The 14,432-nt window shown below is 65.6% G+C and carries 11 protein-coding genes; 3 read left to right on the top strand and 8 right to left on the bottom strand.

Annotated features, from left to right (window positions below; translation table 11 throughout):
• Nucleotides 1–52: 52 nt before the first annotated feature.
• On the bottom strand, nucleotides 53–562 hold the full coding sequence (locus J2X62_RS05340; protein WP_032366897.1) for a protein-tyrosine-phosphatase: 510 nt from the start codon (nucleotides 560–562) through the stop codon (nucleotides 53–55).
• A 164-nt stretch (nucleotides 563–726) separates the two neighbouring features.
• On the opposite strand from J2X62_RS05340, the gene J2X62_RS05335 reads away from it, so the two are divergent.
• Nucleotides 727–2,109, top strand: a complete 1,383-nt coding sequence (locus J2X62_RS05335; protein WP_310178296.1) for an Hsp70 family protein — start codon at nucleotides 727–729, stop codon at nucleotides 2,107–2,109.
• 10 nt (nucleotides 2,110–2,119) lie between these two features.
• Here J2X62_RS05335 and J2X62_RS05330 read toward each other — a convergent pair whose 3' ends face one another.
• Nucleotides 2,120–3,058 carry an endonuclease/exonuclease/phosphatase family protein gene (locus J2X62_RS05330; protein WP_310178294.1) on the bottom strand — a complete coding sequence of 313 codons (939 nt, stop codon included), beginning with the start codon at nucleotides 3,056–3,058 and terminating at the stop codon, nucleotides 2,120–2,122.
• Nucleotides 3,059–3,416: 358 nt separating this feature from the next.
• Between J2X62_RS05330 and J2X62_RS05325 the strand changes: the two genes are divergently transcribed.
• Nucleotides 3,417–4,421 (top strand): DUF1839 family protein, encoded by a 1,005-nt coding sequence (locus J2X62_RS05325; RefSeq protein WP_310178292.1) that lies wholly within the window; start codon nucleotides 3,417–3,419, stop codon nucleotides 4,419–4,421.
• Nucleotides 4,418–6,835, top strand: a complete 2,418-nt coding sequence (locus tag J2X62_RS05320; protein WP_310178290.1) for a glycosyl hydrolase 2 galactose-binding domain-containing protein — start codon at nucleotides 4,418–4,420, stop codon at nucleotides 6,833–6,835. Before J2X62_RS05325 ends, J2X62_RS05320 begins: the two co-directional genes overlap by 4 nt.
• Before the next feature lie 28 nt (nucleotides 6,836–6,863).
• Here J2X62_RS05320 and J2X62_RS05315 read toward each other — a convergent pair whose 3' ends face one another.
• From J2X62_RS05315 to J2X62_RS05290, 6 genes are all read right to left on the bottom strand, one after another.
• On the bottom strand, nucleotides 6,864–7,826 hold the full coding sequence (locus tag J2X62_RS05315) for a glycosyltransferase family 2 protein (RefSeq protein WP_032386498.1): 963 nt from the start codon (nucleotides 7,824–7,826) through the stop codon (nucleotides 6,864–6,866).
• Nucleotides 7,823–8,680, bottom strand: a complete 858-nt coding sequence (locus tag J2X62_RS05310; protein WP_310178286.1) for a glycosyltransferase family 2 protein — start codon at nucleotides 8,678–8,680, stop codon at nucleotides 7,823–7,825. The genes J2X62_RS05315 and J2X62_RS05310 overlap by 4 nt, the downstream gene beginning before the upstream one ends.
• A 232-nt stretch (nucleotides 8,681–8,912) precedes the next feature.
• Nucleotides 8,913–10,487: a lipopolysaccharide biosynthesis protein gene (locus J2X62_RS05305; protein WP_052053541.1), complete on the bottom strand. Its 1,575-nt coding sequence runs from the start codon at nucleotides 10,485–10,487 to the stop codon at nucleotides 8,913–8,915.
• Nucleotides 10,484–12,292, bottom strand: coding sequence for an alpha/beta hydrolase (locus J2X62_RS05300; RefSeq protein ID WP_052054614.1), 1,809 nt, complete (start codon nucleotides 12,290–12,292; stop codon nucleotides 10,484–10,486). Before J2X62_RS05300 ends, J2X62_RS05305 begins: the two co-directional genes overlap by 4 nt.
• A 46-nt stretch (nucleotides 12,293–12,338) precedes the next feature.
• Nucleotides 12,339–13,277 carry an amino acid--[acyl-carrier-protein] ligase gene (locus J2X62_RS05295; RefSeq protein WP_371831968.1) on the bottom strand — a complete coding sequence of 313 codons (939 nt, stop codon included), beginning with the start codon at nucleotides 13,275–13,277 and terminating at the stop codon, nucleotides 12,339–12,341.
• A complete protein-coding gene (locus tag J2X62_RS05290) occupies nucleotides 13,274–14,431 on the bottom strand; it encodes an acyl-CoA dehydrogenase family protein (RefSeq protein WP_027495628.1) in 1,158 nt (385 codons plus the stop codon). Before J2X62_RS05290 ends, J2X62_RS05295 begins: the two co-directional genes overlap by 4 nt.
• Between the last annotated feature and the right edge of the window lies 1 nt (nucleotide 14,432).

The raw sequence follows: 14,432 nt of genomic DNA, 5'->3' as shown, positions 1-14,432 counted from the left end.
GCAATGATGCGAGAACGTTACCGCAGCGTGCGAATTCGTGGTGGGTCGAAGGTTACGGCTGCGCCAGTCGGAGAACATTCGGCAACGATGCTGCGATCAGCTCGCCGGCTTCCTCGTACACGGACGGGTCGCGCCGGTACGGGTCGCCGATATCCAGCGTCTCGACGCTGTGGACGGCCCGCGCGTCGGCGAGGGCAGCAACCGATCGTGCGCCCGACGCCGCGGCCAGGCTCGACGCCTCGAGCAAGGTGAAGGTGCGACGCATGTGCCGCGGCGACAGCGCGAGCACGGCGTCGCGATGCGACGCGGTCATCGTCAGAACGAGTTCGGCGTCGGCGGTGATCGCCGGAGTGAGGCGTCGAGCCACGAAGCCCTCGGGATCGCCGCCGAGTTGCGACAACACCAACGCTGCCGTCGGGTCCATCGCGTGCCCGGTCAGTCCCTGTGTTCCGGCACTGCTGGCGGTCAGCTCGAATCCGCCCTCACGGGCGAAGGCGACCGCAAGGCGCTCGGCAGTCGGAGATCGGCAGATGTTGCCGGTGCAGACGAACAGAACTCGCATGCCGCAACTGTAGTGGTGTGGCTGGGTGCCCCAGGGGGCACCTGAACGCACCACTGCGGCGTAGCCGCACCGACGCGCTACAGTGATCAATTGGGGGGATCGAGACTGGTTCGTGACATGAAGTCTCGGCGTGTGTTGACGGGGAAATCGACAAGAGGCAGGTAATGACCGAAGTTCTCGGTGTGTCGGTGGGGGCCAGCGCGGTGCGCATGGCTCGACCCGACCTGCGCCCTCAGGATTCGGGACGCCTCGACTTCCACCACGACACCGTCGACGCCTACTGGGACCGGGCCGAGGAACTGGCCGCGGAGTCCATCGGTGTGGTGCTCTCGCAACCGGGCAACGGTGGCCCAGTGCAGGCAACCGGCGTGGCGTATCGCGACCAGCAGCAGTTCGGTGAGATCCAGCAGGCCATGGCCGGTCAGCGGCTGTACAACTATCGACTCGTTCCCGAGGCTCGGGCTGCGCTGCAGTACCTCGAAGCGTCGGGCGAGCTGGGGCATTTCGGCACCATCGCGTTGTACGACCTGGGCAGTTCGGGTCTGACGATCAGCGTGATCGACCGCGGTACAGGCCAAGTTCTGCTGGCAGAACGCACCATCGACATCAGCGGCGACGACTTCGATCGCCTGATCGCCGACAACCAGTTGGCCAAGCAGGGCGTCGACATTGCCGACAACCAAGAACTGAGCGCGTTCACCGCGCGGTGCCGGGTCGCCAAGGAACAATTGTCGACCAGCGGCGCTGTATGTCTTCCGGGCGACGGCGGTGTCATCCTGATCTCCCGCGAGGCATTCGAGTCACTGGTGACCGTCCCGATCGAGTACTCCGCTCGCCTGGTTCGAGACGTCATCGGGCGTTCTCCCAAACATGTCGACGCGCTGTTCCTGATCGGCGGCGGCGCCCGAATACCGCTGGTCGGAGCCATACTCGATGCTTGGGTCGGGTTACCCGTCGTCACTCCGGCAGACCCCGAATCGGTTGCGGCCCGTGGAGCGGCACTGCTCGCCACACCGGTCGCCGAAGCTCCGCGTCAGCCGGTTCCCCAACCGAATGCGCAGTCGAATCCGCAGTCGGGCGGGCGACAGCCCGCAGCCGACCCGGCGTCGCTGACCGGTGCACCCGATTGGTTGACTCCGGAACCCCACTCCGACAAGCCTGCGGATTCGAAGCGCAAGGTGCGCGGTGCCGTGCTGGTCGCGGGTGGTCTTGTCGCGGTCGCCGCCCTCGGCCTGTCTCTCGGATACGGGGGTGGGTCGCCGGCCCCGACCAGTGCACCGGCAGATTCACCGGTGCCGATCACCGCAGGTCCCACGACGACCCGGGTCACCCCGACGCCGACGACGCCACCGCCGACCACGACGCCGCCGCCCACGTCCGAGCCCGTTCAGGCTCCGGCTCAGACGTATTCCGAGCCCGAGTACGTGCCGCCCGCGGCACCGGCTCCTGCGCCTGCCCCGGCACCGCTGATTCCCGGTCTGCCGCAGATCCAGCTCCCACAGATTCAGCTGCCGCCGCCTCCGGTCATTCAGCTTCCGCGCTTCTAGCCGGGGATCGTCACGGCAACTGCACCGTTGCGAGTACCGCCAGATGATCGCTCTCCGGGATCGGTAACGGCTGCACCGACCGCGCGCGGATGCTGTCACTGGTCACGACATGGTCCAACCGCGCCAACGGACGTTCGGACGGGAAGGTGCGGAACAGTCCTGCCCCCGCAGCGTCGGCCGCATCGGAGAACGGAGCCGATGCCAACATGCGGAATTGCCGGTGATCGTTGGTGGCATTGAAGTCGCCGGCGACGATGGCAGTGTTGTCGTAGGTATCCATGATGGCCCGCATCCTCGCCAGGTCTGCGTCCCACTGGGTGGTGTGGCGCGGCGTCGCGGGAGACATCGAATGGAACGAGACGAGGGTCAGCGTCGTGCCGTCGACGACGGTGTTCGCCTGCACCGGTACGAAGCCGAAGTCGTTCAGCCGGGTGCCGTCGGTCAAGGGTGTTCGGCTCCACAATCCTGTGCCGTCGGCCACGGGCAGTGCGGCGGTGAAGGAGAACGGCAGCAGGTCGTCCAGACCGGCGCCCCGCAGGTCGATCACTTCCTCGGGCGTTAGTTCCTGGACGGCGAGTCCGTCGACGTCGTGGTCACGGACCGCGTCGACGATTGCCCCGGCATCGGCGTCACCGTGCGCCACGTTGACCGTCAACACGGACAGATCCGGTCCGGAGTTGTCCGGTCCGTCGGCCAGGAGCATCGGCACCTGGACGCCCACGACGGCGACGGTGACGACGGCTGCGACCGCCGATCCGATACGTGAGCGGGCGGCGGCGAAGAGCAGGAGCGCCGCGACGGTGGCGACTCCGAGGTACGGAGTTCCGACCACCAAAGCAACGAAAGTGATCTCGGTCACGCCGACCTGTCGGACGGCAAACATTCCGAGAGCTACGGCGACGAGACACCACCCCACGACCAGCGCTGCGCTGCGAACGAAACGGCGCATCGCGCTCGTGCCTCCTCGTGTCCGCCCGAGATGGGCATGAATGTTGCAGGTGTTGTCTACACTCGGCATGTGCCCAGCTCAGAGCGGATATGCAAGTGTCGACACGAACAAGCTGCGCATCAGCATTACCGCCGCGGAACCAACTGTTCGTTGTGTGATTGCCCGCGTTTTCGGGTTCCTGTCGTGCAGACGCTCAAACGGTGGATCAGTAAATAGCAGTTGCGTCGAAAACAATCCTACCGCCGGATCGGAAGCGTAGAACAAACCGATTCGCTACGATGAGTGGCCTGGATGCAGGCAATATGGACAAATGCGGCTCGGGGACCGTCCGACATTGTTCCGGTAGGAGAGGCGCGTCATGTCGAACGATGCAGTGCTGGAGAGGCTCGGTACCGGCCTCCGGGTTCTCGAACTCGACCCCATCAGCTACCGGCCTCATCCCATCCACAACCACGACCGCATCTGGACCGAGACCAACTGCTACGTCGATCTGTGGATCGAGGTACTGCACTCGCTCGGTGCCGATCCCACCCCGGCGCTCGCATTCGTGCTCAGCGCCGGCTGTGACGGACGGCAGTGGGACTTCGTGAAAATTCTGCCCGAGGATCTGCGCGCGCTCTACGGCATCGGCGTGGCCGAGATGAACGTATGGCGACCCGTTCTCGAGCACGTCGTCGAAGGGCTGCTCGACGGCACTCACGTCACGGTGGAGGTCGACGGTTTCTGGCTTCCCGACACCGCAGGCACCAGCTACCGGAATCAGCACACCAAGACCACCATCGTGCCGAATCTCGTCAACCGAGACGACAAGGTGATGGGCTACTTCCACAACCGGGGTTACTTCGAGCTGACCGGGGCGGACTTCGACGGGGTGTTCAATCTCGCGCCCGAGCCTCACGCCGAGGTGTTGCTGCCGTACGTCGAACAGGTTCGAGTCGACGCGGGAGTGCTCGACGCGGGGGTCGGTGACCGCGACCTCGACGTCGCCCGGGCACATCTGTCCAGAAGGGCACCGGGCAATCCCGTCGATGCCCTCGCTCGGCGCATCGTGGCCGACATCCCGCTCGTCCAGACGTCCGGGCCCGACGCCTTTCATCTGTGGTCGTTCGGATTGCTCCGGCAATTCGGTGCCACCGCGGAGCTTGCCGCCAACTACGTGCAGTACCTCGAGAGCCGCGGGATACGTGGAGCCGGCGACGCGGCGCAGCATTTCCTCGACGCTGCGTCCGGCGCGAAGGCCGTGCAGTTCCGGATGGCGCGGGCAGCGCGTGGCCGCGCCGTGGTGCTCGACGAACCGCTGAACGACATGAGCAAGAACTGGGCGACAGCGATGGATATCGTCGTGGGTGCATTGAGCGCGTGATCGATCTGCTCGACGGCGTGCCGTGGCGGCTGGCCCGAACCGACGCCGGATCCATCCTCGACCCTGCTGACCTGCCTGCCGACCTCGAGTGGCTCGACGCCGTCGTGCCCGGCACGGTGGCGAGCGCGCTCGGTGACACCGATTGTGCTCCGGACGACCACGATTGGTGGTACGCGACCACCGTCCCGACCGGCGATCACCCCGAGGTGCGGCTGACCTTCGGCGGAATCGCGACTCGGGCCCAGATCTGGGTGGACGGTGTACATCGGCGAACGGTCACGTCCATGTTCGTGCCCGAGACTCTCGATCTGACCGGTTGCGGGCCGACCGTCACCATTGCAGTTCATATCGAATCTCTTGCCGTACATCTGAAGACCCGACGGCCACGTGGTCGGTGGCGATCCTCGATGATCGCTGCGCAGGGTCTGCGGCACGAGCGTACGACGATGCTGGGCCGGGCACCGGTGTACGGGCCTGTGCCTGTTCCGGTGGGTCCGTGGCGGCCGGTGTCGATGACGCCGATGTCGAGCCCTCGTGGCGTCGGTCTGTCGACGACGGTCCGCGGCACCGACGGTATCGTCACGGTCCACGCCGAGCTGGATTCCGCGTCGGCGACGCGAATCCTGATCGGGGGCAGCGTGTTCGAGATCGGAACGGTCGATCGTATCGATACGACTCTGACGCTGCCGGACGTCGAGCTGTGGTGGCCGCACACGCACGGACGGCCCAGGACCTACCGCGTGGCGTTGGACGTGAACGGGGTGGAATACCCGTTGGGCGACATCGGTTTTCGCGCCGTCGTACTCGATCGCTCCGGCGGCGGCGCGCAGTTGGTGGTCAACGGTAGCCCGATCTTCTGTCGCGGTGGTACGTGGACTCCACTCGATCCGGTGCGACTGTGGTCGTCGGAGCAGGACCTGCGTGCAGCGTTGGTGCAGCTGCAGTCGGCGGGCGTGAACATGGTGCGCGTGGTCGGCACGCTGGTGTACGAGCAGGCCGAATTCTGGTCTCTGTGTGCGGAACTCGGCATCATGGTGTGGCAGGACGTCATGTTGGGAACCGTCGACCCGCCCACCGACGAGGTGTACACGGCGGCGGTCACCGGAGAGCTGCACGCGTTCGCGGACATCGTCTGCGCCAATCCGGCGCTGATGGTCGTCAGCGGCGGAAGCGAAACGCAGCAGCAACCGACGATGCTGGGTCTCGCGGCCGAGGATCAGCGAATGGATATGCTGGACACCATCGTTCCTGCTTTTCTCGCCGATCGTCTGCCGGACGTCGCATACGTGACGTCGTCTCCGTCCAGCTCGTCCGGCGAATTGCACACCCACGTGGGCGACGGTATCGCCCATTACTTCGGGGTGGGTGGTTACCTGCGGCCACTGTCCGATATTCGTACCGCGGGTGTGCGATTCGCTGCGGAATGCCTGGCCTTCTCCGTTCCTCCCGAACGTGCGCAGGTCGACAGGTTCTTCGGATCTGCTGCGGTGGCAGGGCACCACCCCGAGTGGAAATCCGCGGTCCCCCGCGATCGCGGTTCGTCGTGGGATTTCGAGGACGTCCGCGATCACTACGTACGCACTGTCTTCGGTGTCGACCCGCACCTGATTCGGCGGGACGACGCCGAGCTCTACCTGGACTACGGCAGGGCGGTGCTCGTCGAGGCTTTCGAGGAAGCGTTCGGTCGGTGGCGTCGGGCGTCTTCCGGATGTGCGGGCGCGCTCGTGTTGACGTTACGAGACACCGTGCCCGGTGCCGGGTGGGGTATCACCGACGCCACCGGTGCACCGAAGGCACCGTTCTACGCGCTCGCGAGGGCCAGCTCACCGACCGCAGTGCTGTTGTGCGACAACGGTCTCGACGGTTATTCGGTGGAGCTCGTCAACGACGGCCCGGCCCGATCGGGCACACTGCGCGTGGCACTGCACACCGCGCGGGGCGTGCAGCAGTTCGAGCGGGCGGTATCGGTCGACTCGAACGGCTCGACCGAATTGACGGTGGACTCCATCGTGGGGTCGTTCACCGATGCCAATCACGCCTACCGTTTCGGGAGTCGGACGTACTCGGCGATCACAGTGGTGTTCGCGGGTGACGACGGAGTCGAGATAGCCCGGAACACCGCGCTCGTCGGGGCGCAGAGTCGGCAGAACACCGTGGGCCTGAGCGCGAGTGTCGTCATTACCGGAGCCGGGACGTGGGAGCTCACAGTGTCTTCGGAGTGGGCAGCGCAGTACGTCTGCGTCGATGTCGACGGCTTCGACGCGTCCGATTCGTGGTTCCATCTCGCGCCGAACGAACCGCGCACCATCGCACTCGTCAACCGAGGCACCGGTAAACCCAGGGGACACGTTCGGGCCCTGAATTCCGTGGAACGGGCGTCGGTGGCACCGAGGGTCGTGAGTGGAAGTTCGTAGCGGGCTACGAAGTTCCGTGCACGTGCCGCTAGCGGCTCACGCTGAATTTGCCTCGGACATAACCGACTCCCGCGGCCCCGACGCTGGCCACCACAGCCATCGCGCCCCACGCCCGCGCCGGGTTGCCGCGAGCAGCCGCGCTCGTCTCACGGCCGACAGCACGCGGCAGAACCTTGGCCGTGTACGCACGCTCGGACGAGAGTGCGTCGCCCGCACCGATCAGTCGGGCGATCGCTGCCTTGGACACGCCCTCGGCGTAGCTGCGGGTGATGAGGTAGCGGGGTCGCGTCCGATCGGCACTGACGGTGTGATCGACGACGATCGAGGGATCGAACACGATCTGCGCGTCGGGATGCGTCTGGCGCAGGCGAATACACAGTTCCGTCTCCTCGCACCCGAGCGGAACGCGTCCGATCCGGCCGATTCCGGAGACGAAGCCGCCGAGTTCGACGACCGGCGCGCGGCGGAAAGACATGTTCGCGCCCATGAGATTACGGACCTGAGCGGTTTCCGTCGGCTGCCCGCGGTAGGTGCACCCGACGACCCAATCGAGTTCGCCGGGTTCACCCACTACCTCGGCCGGTAAGAAGGCCGGACGCTTGTCCGGCCATACCGGGTATGCAGAGCCCCCAACGGCGTACACGGCATCATCCGAGTAATGGGACAGAATGGCGTCGAGCCATTCGGTCGTGCGTGGGGACGCGTCGTCGTCCAAGAAGACGACGATGTCACCCGTGGCGAGGTCGAGGGAGGTGTTCCGTGCCCCCGACAGTCCTCGTGGGTGGCTGTTCTCGACCACGTTCACGGTCTCGCTCAGCGGCAGGAATTCCGCTCGAGCGCGCTCGGCCAGCTGCTGATTGTGGTCGACGACGAGAATCAGCTCGTCGGCAGCGACGCTCTGATCGAGAACTGCACGCACGGCAGTGCACAGTTCGGACCATCGAGCCAACGTGTACGCGCAAATGACGACCGAGGAAGTCGGCAGACTCACGCCGTTCTCTCGCGGAGCTCGATGACCTCGCCGAACGACTCCATGACCTCGAACTCGAGGTCCATGTCGGTGCGGGCATCGATCGACTCACGCGACGGACGAGCGATGTGCTTGCGGGAGATTCTGCGGGCGCGCATGCGCTCGGTCATCAAGGTGCGCAGCACCCGGAAGCCGTCGGAGAAGGTGCGTAGGTTGCTCTGGCCGTAGATGCGCGCCAGCTCGACACTCGGCACTTCTTCGATCCGTAAGGACGCCTCGGCGAAGCGGCAGTTGATGATGGTCTCGATCTCGAATCCGTCACCCCACAGCATCATTCCCTCGCTGCCCGGCTGATCGACCACGGGCAGATCCAGGACCGGCACCAGGTCTCGCCAGAAGGCGTTGTAGCCGTAGCACAGATCCGAGAAACGGGTGCCGAAGAGCGTGTTGGCCACCAGGTGCAGACCACCGTTGCCGGCGCGGCGCAGCGGCGTGATGTCGTGGCTGCCGCCGCCCTCGCAGAACCGGCTGCCCTTGGCGAAGTCGGCACCGGCGATCAGGGCATCGACGAACCGGGGGATCTCGGCCGCGTCGGCAGAGCCGTCCGCGTCGAACATGACGATGATGTCGCCGGTGGCAGCTTCGAAGCCGCAAGCGAGCGCGTTGCCCTTACCCTTGCGGGTCTGTTGAATGACGCGGATGTCGCTGCGAATCTCGCGTGCGGCTTCGATGGTTCCGTCGGTGGATCCGCCGTCGACCAGTACGAGCTCGAATTCGTGGGACAGCAAGGGGAGGACATGGCGAAGGTTCGCGGCCTCGTTGAGAGTCGGGATGACGACACTGACGCGGGGATTCTGACGATTCAACATATCCATTCCAGATGTTCGAGTTCGGTGGGCACTAGCTGATCGAGCTACTGCAGCTGTATCTGACCGATGCGACACGACCCCCGCCGAGTTCGCACGTAGGTTTCGGCGGGATTGATCTACCCGTCGAACCCACTGTCTTTTCCTGACTAGAAGCTTAAAAGAAGCCATGAGATTGTCAAGCTGCGTATAAACGTACTCGAAGAATGTTTGCGGTGCCAGCTAACGAGAGTGATGTCGGTTACGCTCGTACGCTGTGCTCACGACCCGTCGCCTGCGACGTGGATTCGTCGCGCGGATCGAGAGCCGGCGCGGCATGCTCGGCACCAGCGCCGCCGGACAGGTCCCCGATCCACCTGATGAGGGGCACCAACAGAACCACGGCACCGAAGGCTTCGGCCGCCAGATAAGACCAGCCGATGCCCGCGATGCCCAAGCTCGGTGACAACGTCAGCGACCCGGTGACGATGATGATGGTGGCCGCGATCTGGACGAGCACCGCAAGCCGCATACGACGACGGACCCTGGCCAGACCGTCGTACAGGGCCCCGATGACGGACAGCGGGATGGTGACGGCAGCGAGATGGACGATGATGGTCCCGTTCTCGCGGTAGTCGGGGCCGACGATACCGAGTCCGAACGGTGCGACGACCGCCAGAAAGAACGATCCGCCCACGGCGACGATGCACAGCAGGCCGATGAAGCGTTTGGCGAGCTTGGAGAACTGTTCGGGATGTGCAGCCGCCTCCGCCACGAAGGGGCCGACCAGTACCCCGATCAACACGTAGATGGCGCTCACGATGGACCAGGTGAGCGAGAAGTAGGCATTCTGCTCGGCACCGAGCGTGCTCACCACGATGATCGGGATCATCAGGGGTGCCAAGGTTCCCAGGGCAGTGATGCCGTACGCCGACCCGAAGTACGACCACAGCTCTTTACGGGGCGGCAGGTTCGGTGTGAGCTGGTAGCGCGGATCGGTGCCGAGCTTCTTCCCGAACGCGCGAAACAGCACTATCGCCGCGATGGCCGCCGGTACCGCCCACGCCGCGATGATGGTGAAACTACGGCCGGTCTCGTACGTGACGGCCAGGACCGCCAACTTCACGACCGCGTGGAAGACGTTCTTGGCCGCCGCCCACCGCGCGAAGCCCAGCCCGGACGACGTCTGATCCTGCAGCGCGAACACGGCCAGTACGCCGACGAAAATCGGGAACGTCGCGATCTCGGTCGTGGTGGTGAACAACTCGTCCACCGGTGCCACGACCAAGAACGCGCATCCCAGGACCAGCGCCAGCGACAGCACGGCAGCGTAGCCGCGAAGCACATAGGACTTGGCCTTCACGCCCGCGGTCGGCAGGAACCGCTCGTACATCGAGCCGAGACTCAGGTTGGACAGCGTCGCGATCATCACCGCCGACGCGATCACCGCCGATGCACTGCCGACTTCTTCGACGGGGAACAGCCGGCCCGCCACGGCCCAGAAGGCCAGACCGAGCGCGCCGGTGGCAATGGTGGAGAACATCATCGCGAACGAGTTCAGTGCGAGATTGCGGCCGGCGGGCTTGGAGCCTGCAACCGCCGTGCCCGACGCCTCGGCCGCGGTGAACATCGGGTCCCCGTCGGGGATCGAATCGGCCGCAGACAGCTGTCCGGCGGGTTGCGATGCCGCGACCGCGAACTCGGGCGGCACCGCGTGAAAAGGCACGGTGCGGCTGTTGAAGCCCATGTCCCATCGGACCTGCTCGACAGGGTAGTAGGTGATCTTGTCGAGTCGGCCGTGATCGGGCGGGGGTACCCGGCGAGCGCGATGTTTCACAACGGCGTCCAGTTCACCTTCACAGGTGGGTCCTGCGGTTCGATGTGGACTCCGAGCGCAGCACCGATCGTCTGCAGCATCTCGGCCCTGACCGTGTCGCGAACATCGCGTCCGAAGAGGGTGTGATCTCCGTCCGTGAACGCCTTCACCACGGGTGGGTGCTCGGGCTCGGCCCGGCGGCGCAACCGATGCAGGCTCTCGGGGCCGCGGTTGTCGAGGAACCACTGCTTGTCGTCCGGGACGAGCAGCACGGACGCGTCGACTCCCTTGCGCTGCAGTTCTCCCAACGAGATTTCGGGAACCTGGATCCAGCCACGACGGCCGAGCGCGAGCCACAGTCGGTACGGCATCCGGGGTTGCGACCAGTTCTTGAAGCGAACGGCGGCCGTGTGTGCGCGGTCGAGTGCGATCGCGGTCAATCCCTGCTTCTGGGCGATCGTGGATCTCTTGGTGAAATCGACACGCCGCGTTGTCCATTCGCGCATATTGATCAGGATTGCGGTGTTCAGGCCCTCCCGGTGGGCGGCGTAACCGGCATACCACGCACCCGAGCACAGACCTGCCGAGACGATCTTGTCGGGCGCTGTTCCCACGGATCGAACGGCGCACAGTGCGTCGTCGTCGCCGAGTTCGCTGTAGAGCGTGGGTGCGTCGTCGGCACCGACGTCTCCACTCTCTCCCGTACCGCGACGGTCGAAACGGACCGAGGTGATGCCCGCCGTCGCGAGGGTGCGGGCCAACTCGACCCACAGCCGTACCGGTCCGACCCGGTGCTCGTACGCGGTGCCGTACATGACCACAGCAGGACCGCCGGCCGTCGTGGCCACCGCGGTGGTGCGGATGGAGAACAGCTCGTCGTCACCGAGCCGCTCGATGGTTTCGACGACGTCGCCCCGGGGAGTCGAGACCACGGCGGAACGTCGGATCGGAACGGTGACCGGCGTGGTCGTCGACGCGAACGTGGCCTGTACCCAGCGCGCGATCACGTCGATGTCCGGACGCGGAATGACCACGTCCCAGGCAGGTGGCTCGAGGAATGCGTCGTGATCGCGGAGTGTGTGCTCGTCCGCCTGCTGCGCGGACACGAGTCTGCGGACGGGCGTGGCGTCGGCGCGTTCGCTGCGGGTGGCAACCAGTACCGGGCAGTCGAGCCGTTCCAGCTTCGAGGAATCCAGGGTCGAGAATTCGGCGGCCACTCCGGCATGCAGGACTGCGCCGACGATGGACACTCGCGGGTCCGACTCGTCGTCTCGCGCGACGGTCATCGAATACAGGGCGCGCTGTTCCCGAAGATACGAGCGGCCACTGACGACCGGGTCCCAGAACACCATTCCCGCCAGAGGACCGCACCGATCCGCCACGGATGCGGCGAGCAGCGAGCCGGCTCGCAGACCCACGACCGCAACATCGCGAACACCGCACTGACGAACGAAATCGACCGCCGTGACGACGCTGCGTTGCCACTGCTCGACGATGCCGTCGTCGTCCTGTGCACCGGACGAGTCGCCCGTTCCCGGGTAGTCGAAGCGCAGTACGAGCAAGCCTCGAGCGCAGAGGCGCTGGGCCAGGAGGACCAGACCGCGGTACGAGTCGACCTGCTCCTTGCCGAGCGGCGGTGCCAGTACGACGGCACCGCGGGCAACCGATCCCTCGGGTACGTGCACGGCACCGAGCAGCGGCGATGTTGCCGACCCGAACCAGGTGGACTGTCTGCCCGGTACGCCTGCCTCGGTGATCAGTAGCTGTTCCAGCTCGTCGGTACGGTTGTCGGCGGACTCGGATGTCGCCGTATTCGTGGTGTTCACAGCGCGCTCCGATCGCTGGTAGGGATATCGACGTCGGCTACCGACGTCACGAACGAAGCGACCTCGGCCACTTGTTGCGGTCGATACCGTGGGTCCGCAACAGCGCCAGCGCAATACGCTCCATGCCGAAGCCGACGCACGCACTGTGTGCAGGTTCGCCGTCGGCGGTGCTGATGTCGAAGGTGTGGCCGAAGTGATCGCGATGGCAGTTGCACGAGACCACGGCCGTGCCGTCGTCCAGGTCTCCGTACAGCCGCACGACCAGCTCGGTCTTGAGGTTCTCGTTGCGTTGATTGGCCGCGAGCATGCGACCTGCCCGACCGAAGAACGGGTCGTTGGCGATCACCGCTTCTGCCTCGAGTCCCAGTTCGGCCAGCACCTCCAGGCCGCGCTGCACCCACCTCTCCCGGTGGGCGACGGCGTCGTCCGGAGTGCCGACCCGCACGATTTCGTGCATGCGGAAGGCCTGCATGCGAGCAGGGTCGACGGCAGGCTCGTGCCGAAAGCAGTACCCGTAGATGTCGTACGTCGTCCCGCCGGACGGGAGTACGGACGGCAACATCGAGTACGACGGGTGACATGCCGCGGACACCAGCATCGTCCCGGCCGACTCGAGGTGGTGATCCCAGTCCTTGCCCTCGGACCGATCGGCGAGCAACGCGGCATGGGCCTTGTTGTCGCCGTCGAACGTGTTGATGGCACCGGTGAGATTGGGGAACGACGCGATGTAGTCGGTCTTCTCGAATGCTTCCCGCGGGAAGACCGGCGGGAATCGGAACCTGGGCACAGCCGTTCCGTGTTCCGACGCGCTCGCGGCCACGACCCGACGGTCGATCGATTCGATGATGTCCTCGAACTCGCCGGACCGGCCGTACAGACCGAGTACCGACGACGGGATCAGCAAGCCGGCGTCGACGAGCTCTTGCCTGAATTCGCTTCGCGCCGAATCCAGTTCGGAGGTCTTGTCCTGTGTCTGGGTCATCATTTGCCTTTGTAGAGAAGCGCGAGTTGAGAGTTGTGCGCGAGGATGCGTTCGTTGCTGACCATGATCGCCGAGCCGTGCGCGTCGCGGAGGTGCCGTCCGATGCTGAAGTCGCCGTCTTCTCGATACCCGGAGATGCCGCAGATCTGCATCGCCTTGCCGACGATGTCGATGACGAGAGTCGACGCCGTCACCTTGACGTTGTTGATCTTGACGGCGAAACCGATGGAACCGAGCTCCTCGGGGGAATCTGCGATGGCCTCGAACTTCGCCGCTGCGCCGAACACGGTGTCGACGAGTTGTTCGTGGGCCACGAACAATTCGGCCAGCCGCAGGGCGGAGGGAGGAGTGACGCCGGGGCTCTTGCTCGCCGCCTTGCGGACGAACTTGCGGGACTTGGACACGGCTGCGTCGGCGATACCGAGCCAGGCCGAGGCCCACAGCACATGGGCGACCGGAAGCATTGTCTGCGAGGAGATCTCGCCGTAGTTGTCGCGCAGAATGCTCGAGCGGTCGGCAACGGCGTCGAGCTGGAAGCCCGGGCTGCAGGTGCCACGAAACCCGAGAGTGTCCCAGTTGCTGGTGCGTTCGAGGGTGACGTCGGGCTTCTGGCACACCACCAGAACCTGATCGCTCGGCGGGCTGTCCACCGTGCGCCGCGCCGTCGCGAGAACGATCTCGGCGTATTCGCCGTACGAGATCACCGGTGCGGTCTTGGCCAGGTGGATGCGGTCTCCGTCGTACTCGACCGCGCAGCTGCTCGAACGCACGTCGCCGCCGATGTTGATCTCCGTCGTCGCCGACGCGACGAGCGGTTGGTCGGCTGCGATCCGGCGCAGCAACGCGTCGGATGTGGGGGTGCCGCCGTGCCTGACGATGCTCAGGATCTGAGACTGGTGCATGACGAAAATCATTGCCGTCGAGGCACATTCGGCACCGAGATCGCGTGCGACCCGCGCGAGCTCGGTGAGGGACAGGCCACCGCCGCCGAGCGCCGTCGGTATCGCGGCGGCGAACAGATTTGCCGAGCGCAGAGCGTCGACGGACTCGGCGGGAAACCTGCCCTCGCGGTCGACCTCGGCCGCGAACGTGCGGAGGGTCTTGAGGACGTCGGTGAGGGGCAGTTGCGCGGGGCGACTGTCGGACGAGACCGTCATG

It is taken from the genome of Rhodococcus sp. 3258, from assembly GCF_031456475.1.
GTDB classification, from domain to species: domain Bacteria; phylum Actinomycetota; class Actinomycetes; order Mycobacteriales; family Mycobacteriaceae; genus Rhodococcoides; species Rhodococcoides fascians.
The sequence above is the reverse complement of the archived record's forward strand: the minus strand, read 5'-3'. Positions and strand labels throughout refer to the sequence as shown.

Excerpts from the sequence above, each read along its gene's own strand:
- J2X62_RS05330 (WP_310178294.1), bottom strand. The coding sequence starts at position 3,058 with ATGCGCCGTTTCGTTCGCAGCGCAGCGCTGGTCGTGGGGTGGTGTCTC.
- J2X62_RS05295 (WP_371831968.1), bottom strand. The coding sequence starts at position 13,277 with ATGATGACCCAGACACAGGACAAGACCTCCGAACTGGATTCGGCGCGA.
- J2X62_RS05310 (WP_310178286.1), bottom strand. The coding sequence starts at position 8,680 with ATGGATATGTTGAATCGTCAGAATCCCCGCGTCAGTGTCGTCATCCCG.
- J2X62_RS05290 (WP_027495628.1), bottom strand. The coding sequence starts at position 14,431 with ATGACGGTCTCGTCCGACAGTCGCCCCGCGCAACTGCCCCTCACCGAC.
- J2X62_RS05340 (WP_032366897.1), bottom strand. The coding sequence starts at position 562 with ATGCGAGTTCTGTTCGTCTGCACCGGCAACATCTGCCGATCTCCGACT.
- J2X62_RS05335 (WP_310178296.1), top strand. The coding sequence starts at position 727 with ATGACCGAAGTTCTCGGTGTGTCGGTGGGGGCCAGCGCGGTGCGCATG.
- J2X62_RS05325 (WP_310178292.1), top strand. The coding sequence starts at position 3,417 with ATGTCGAACGATGCAGTGCTGGAGAGGCTCGGTACCGGCCTCCGGGTT.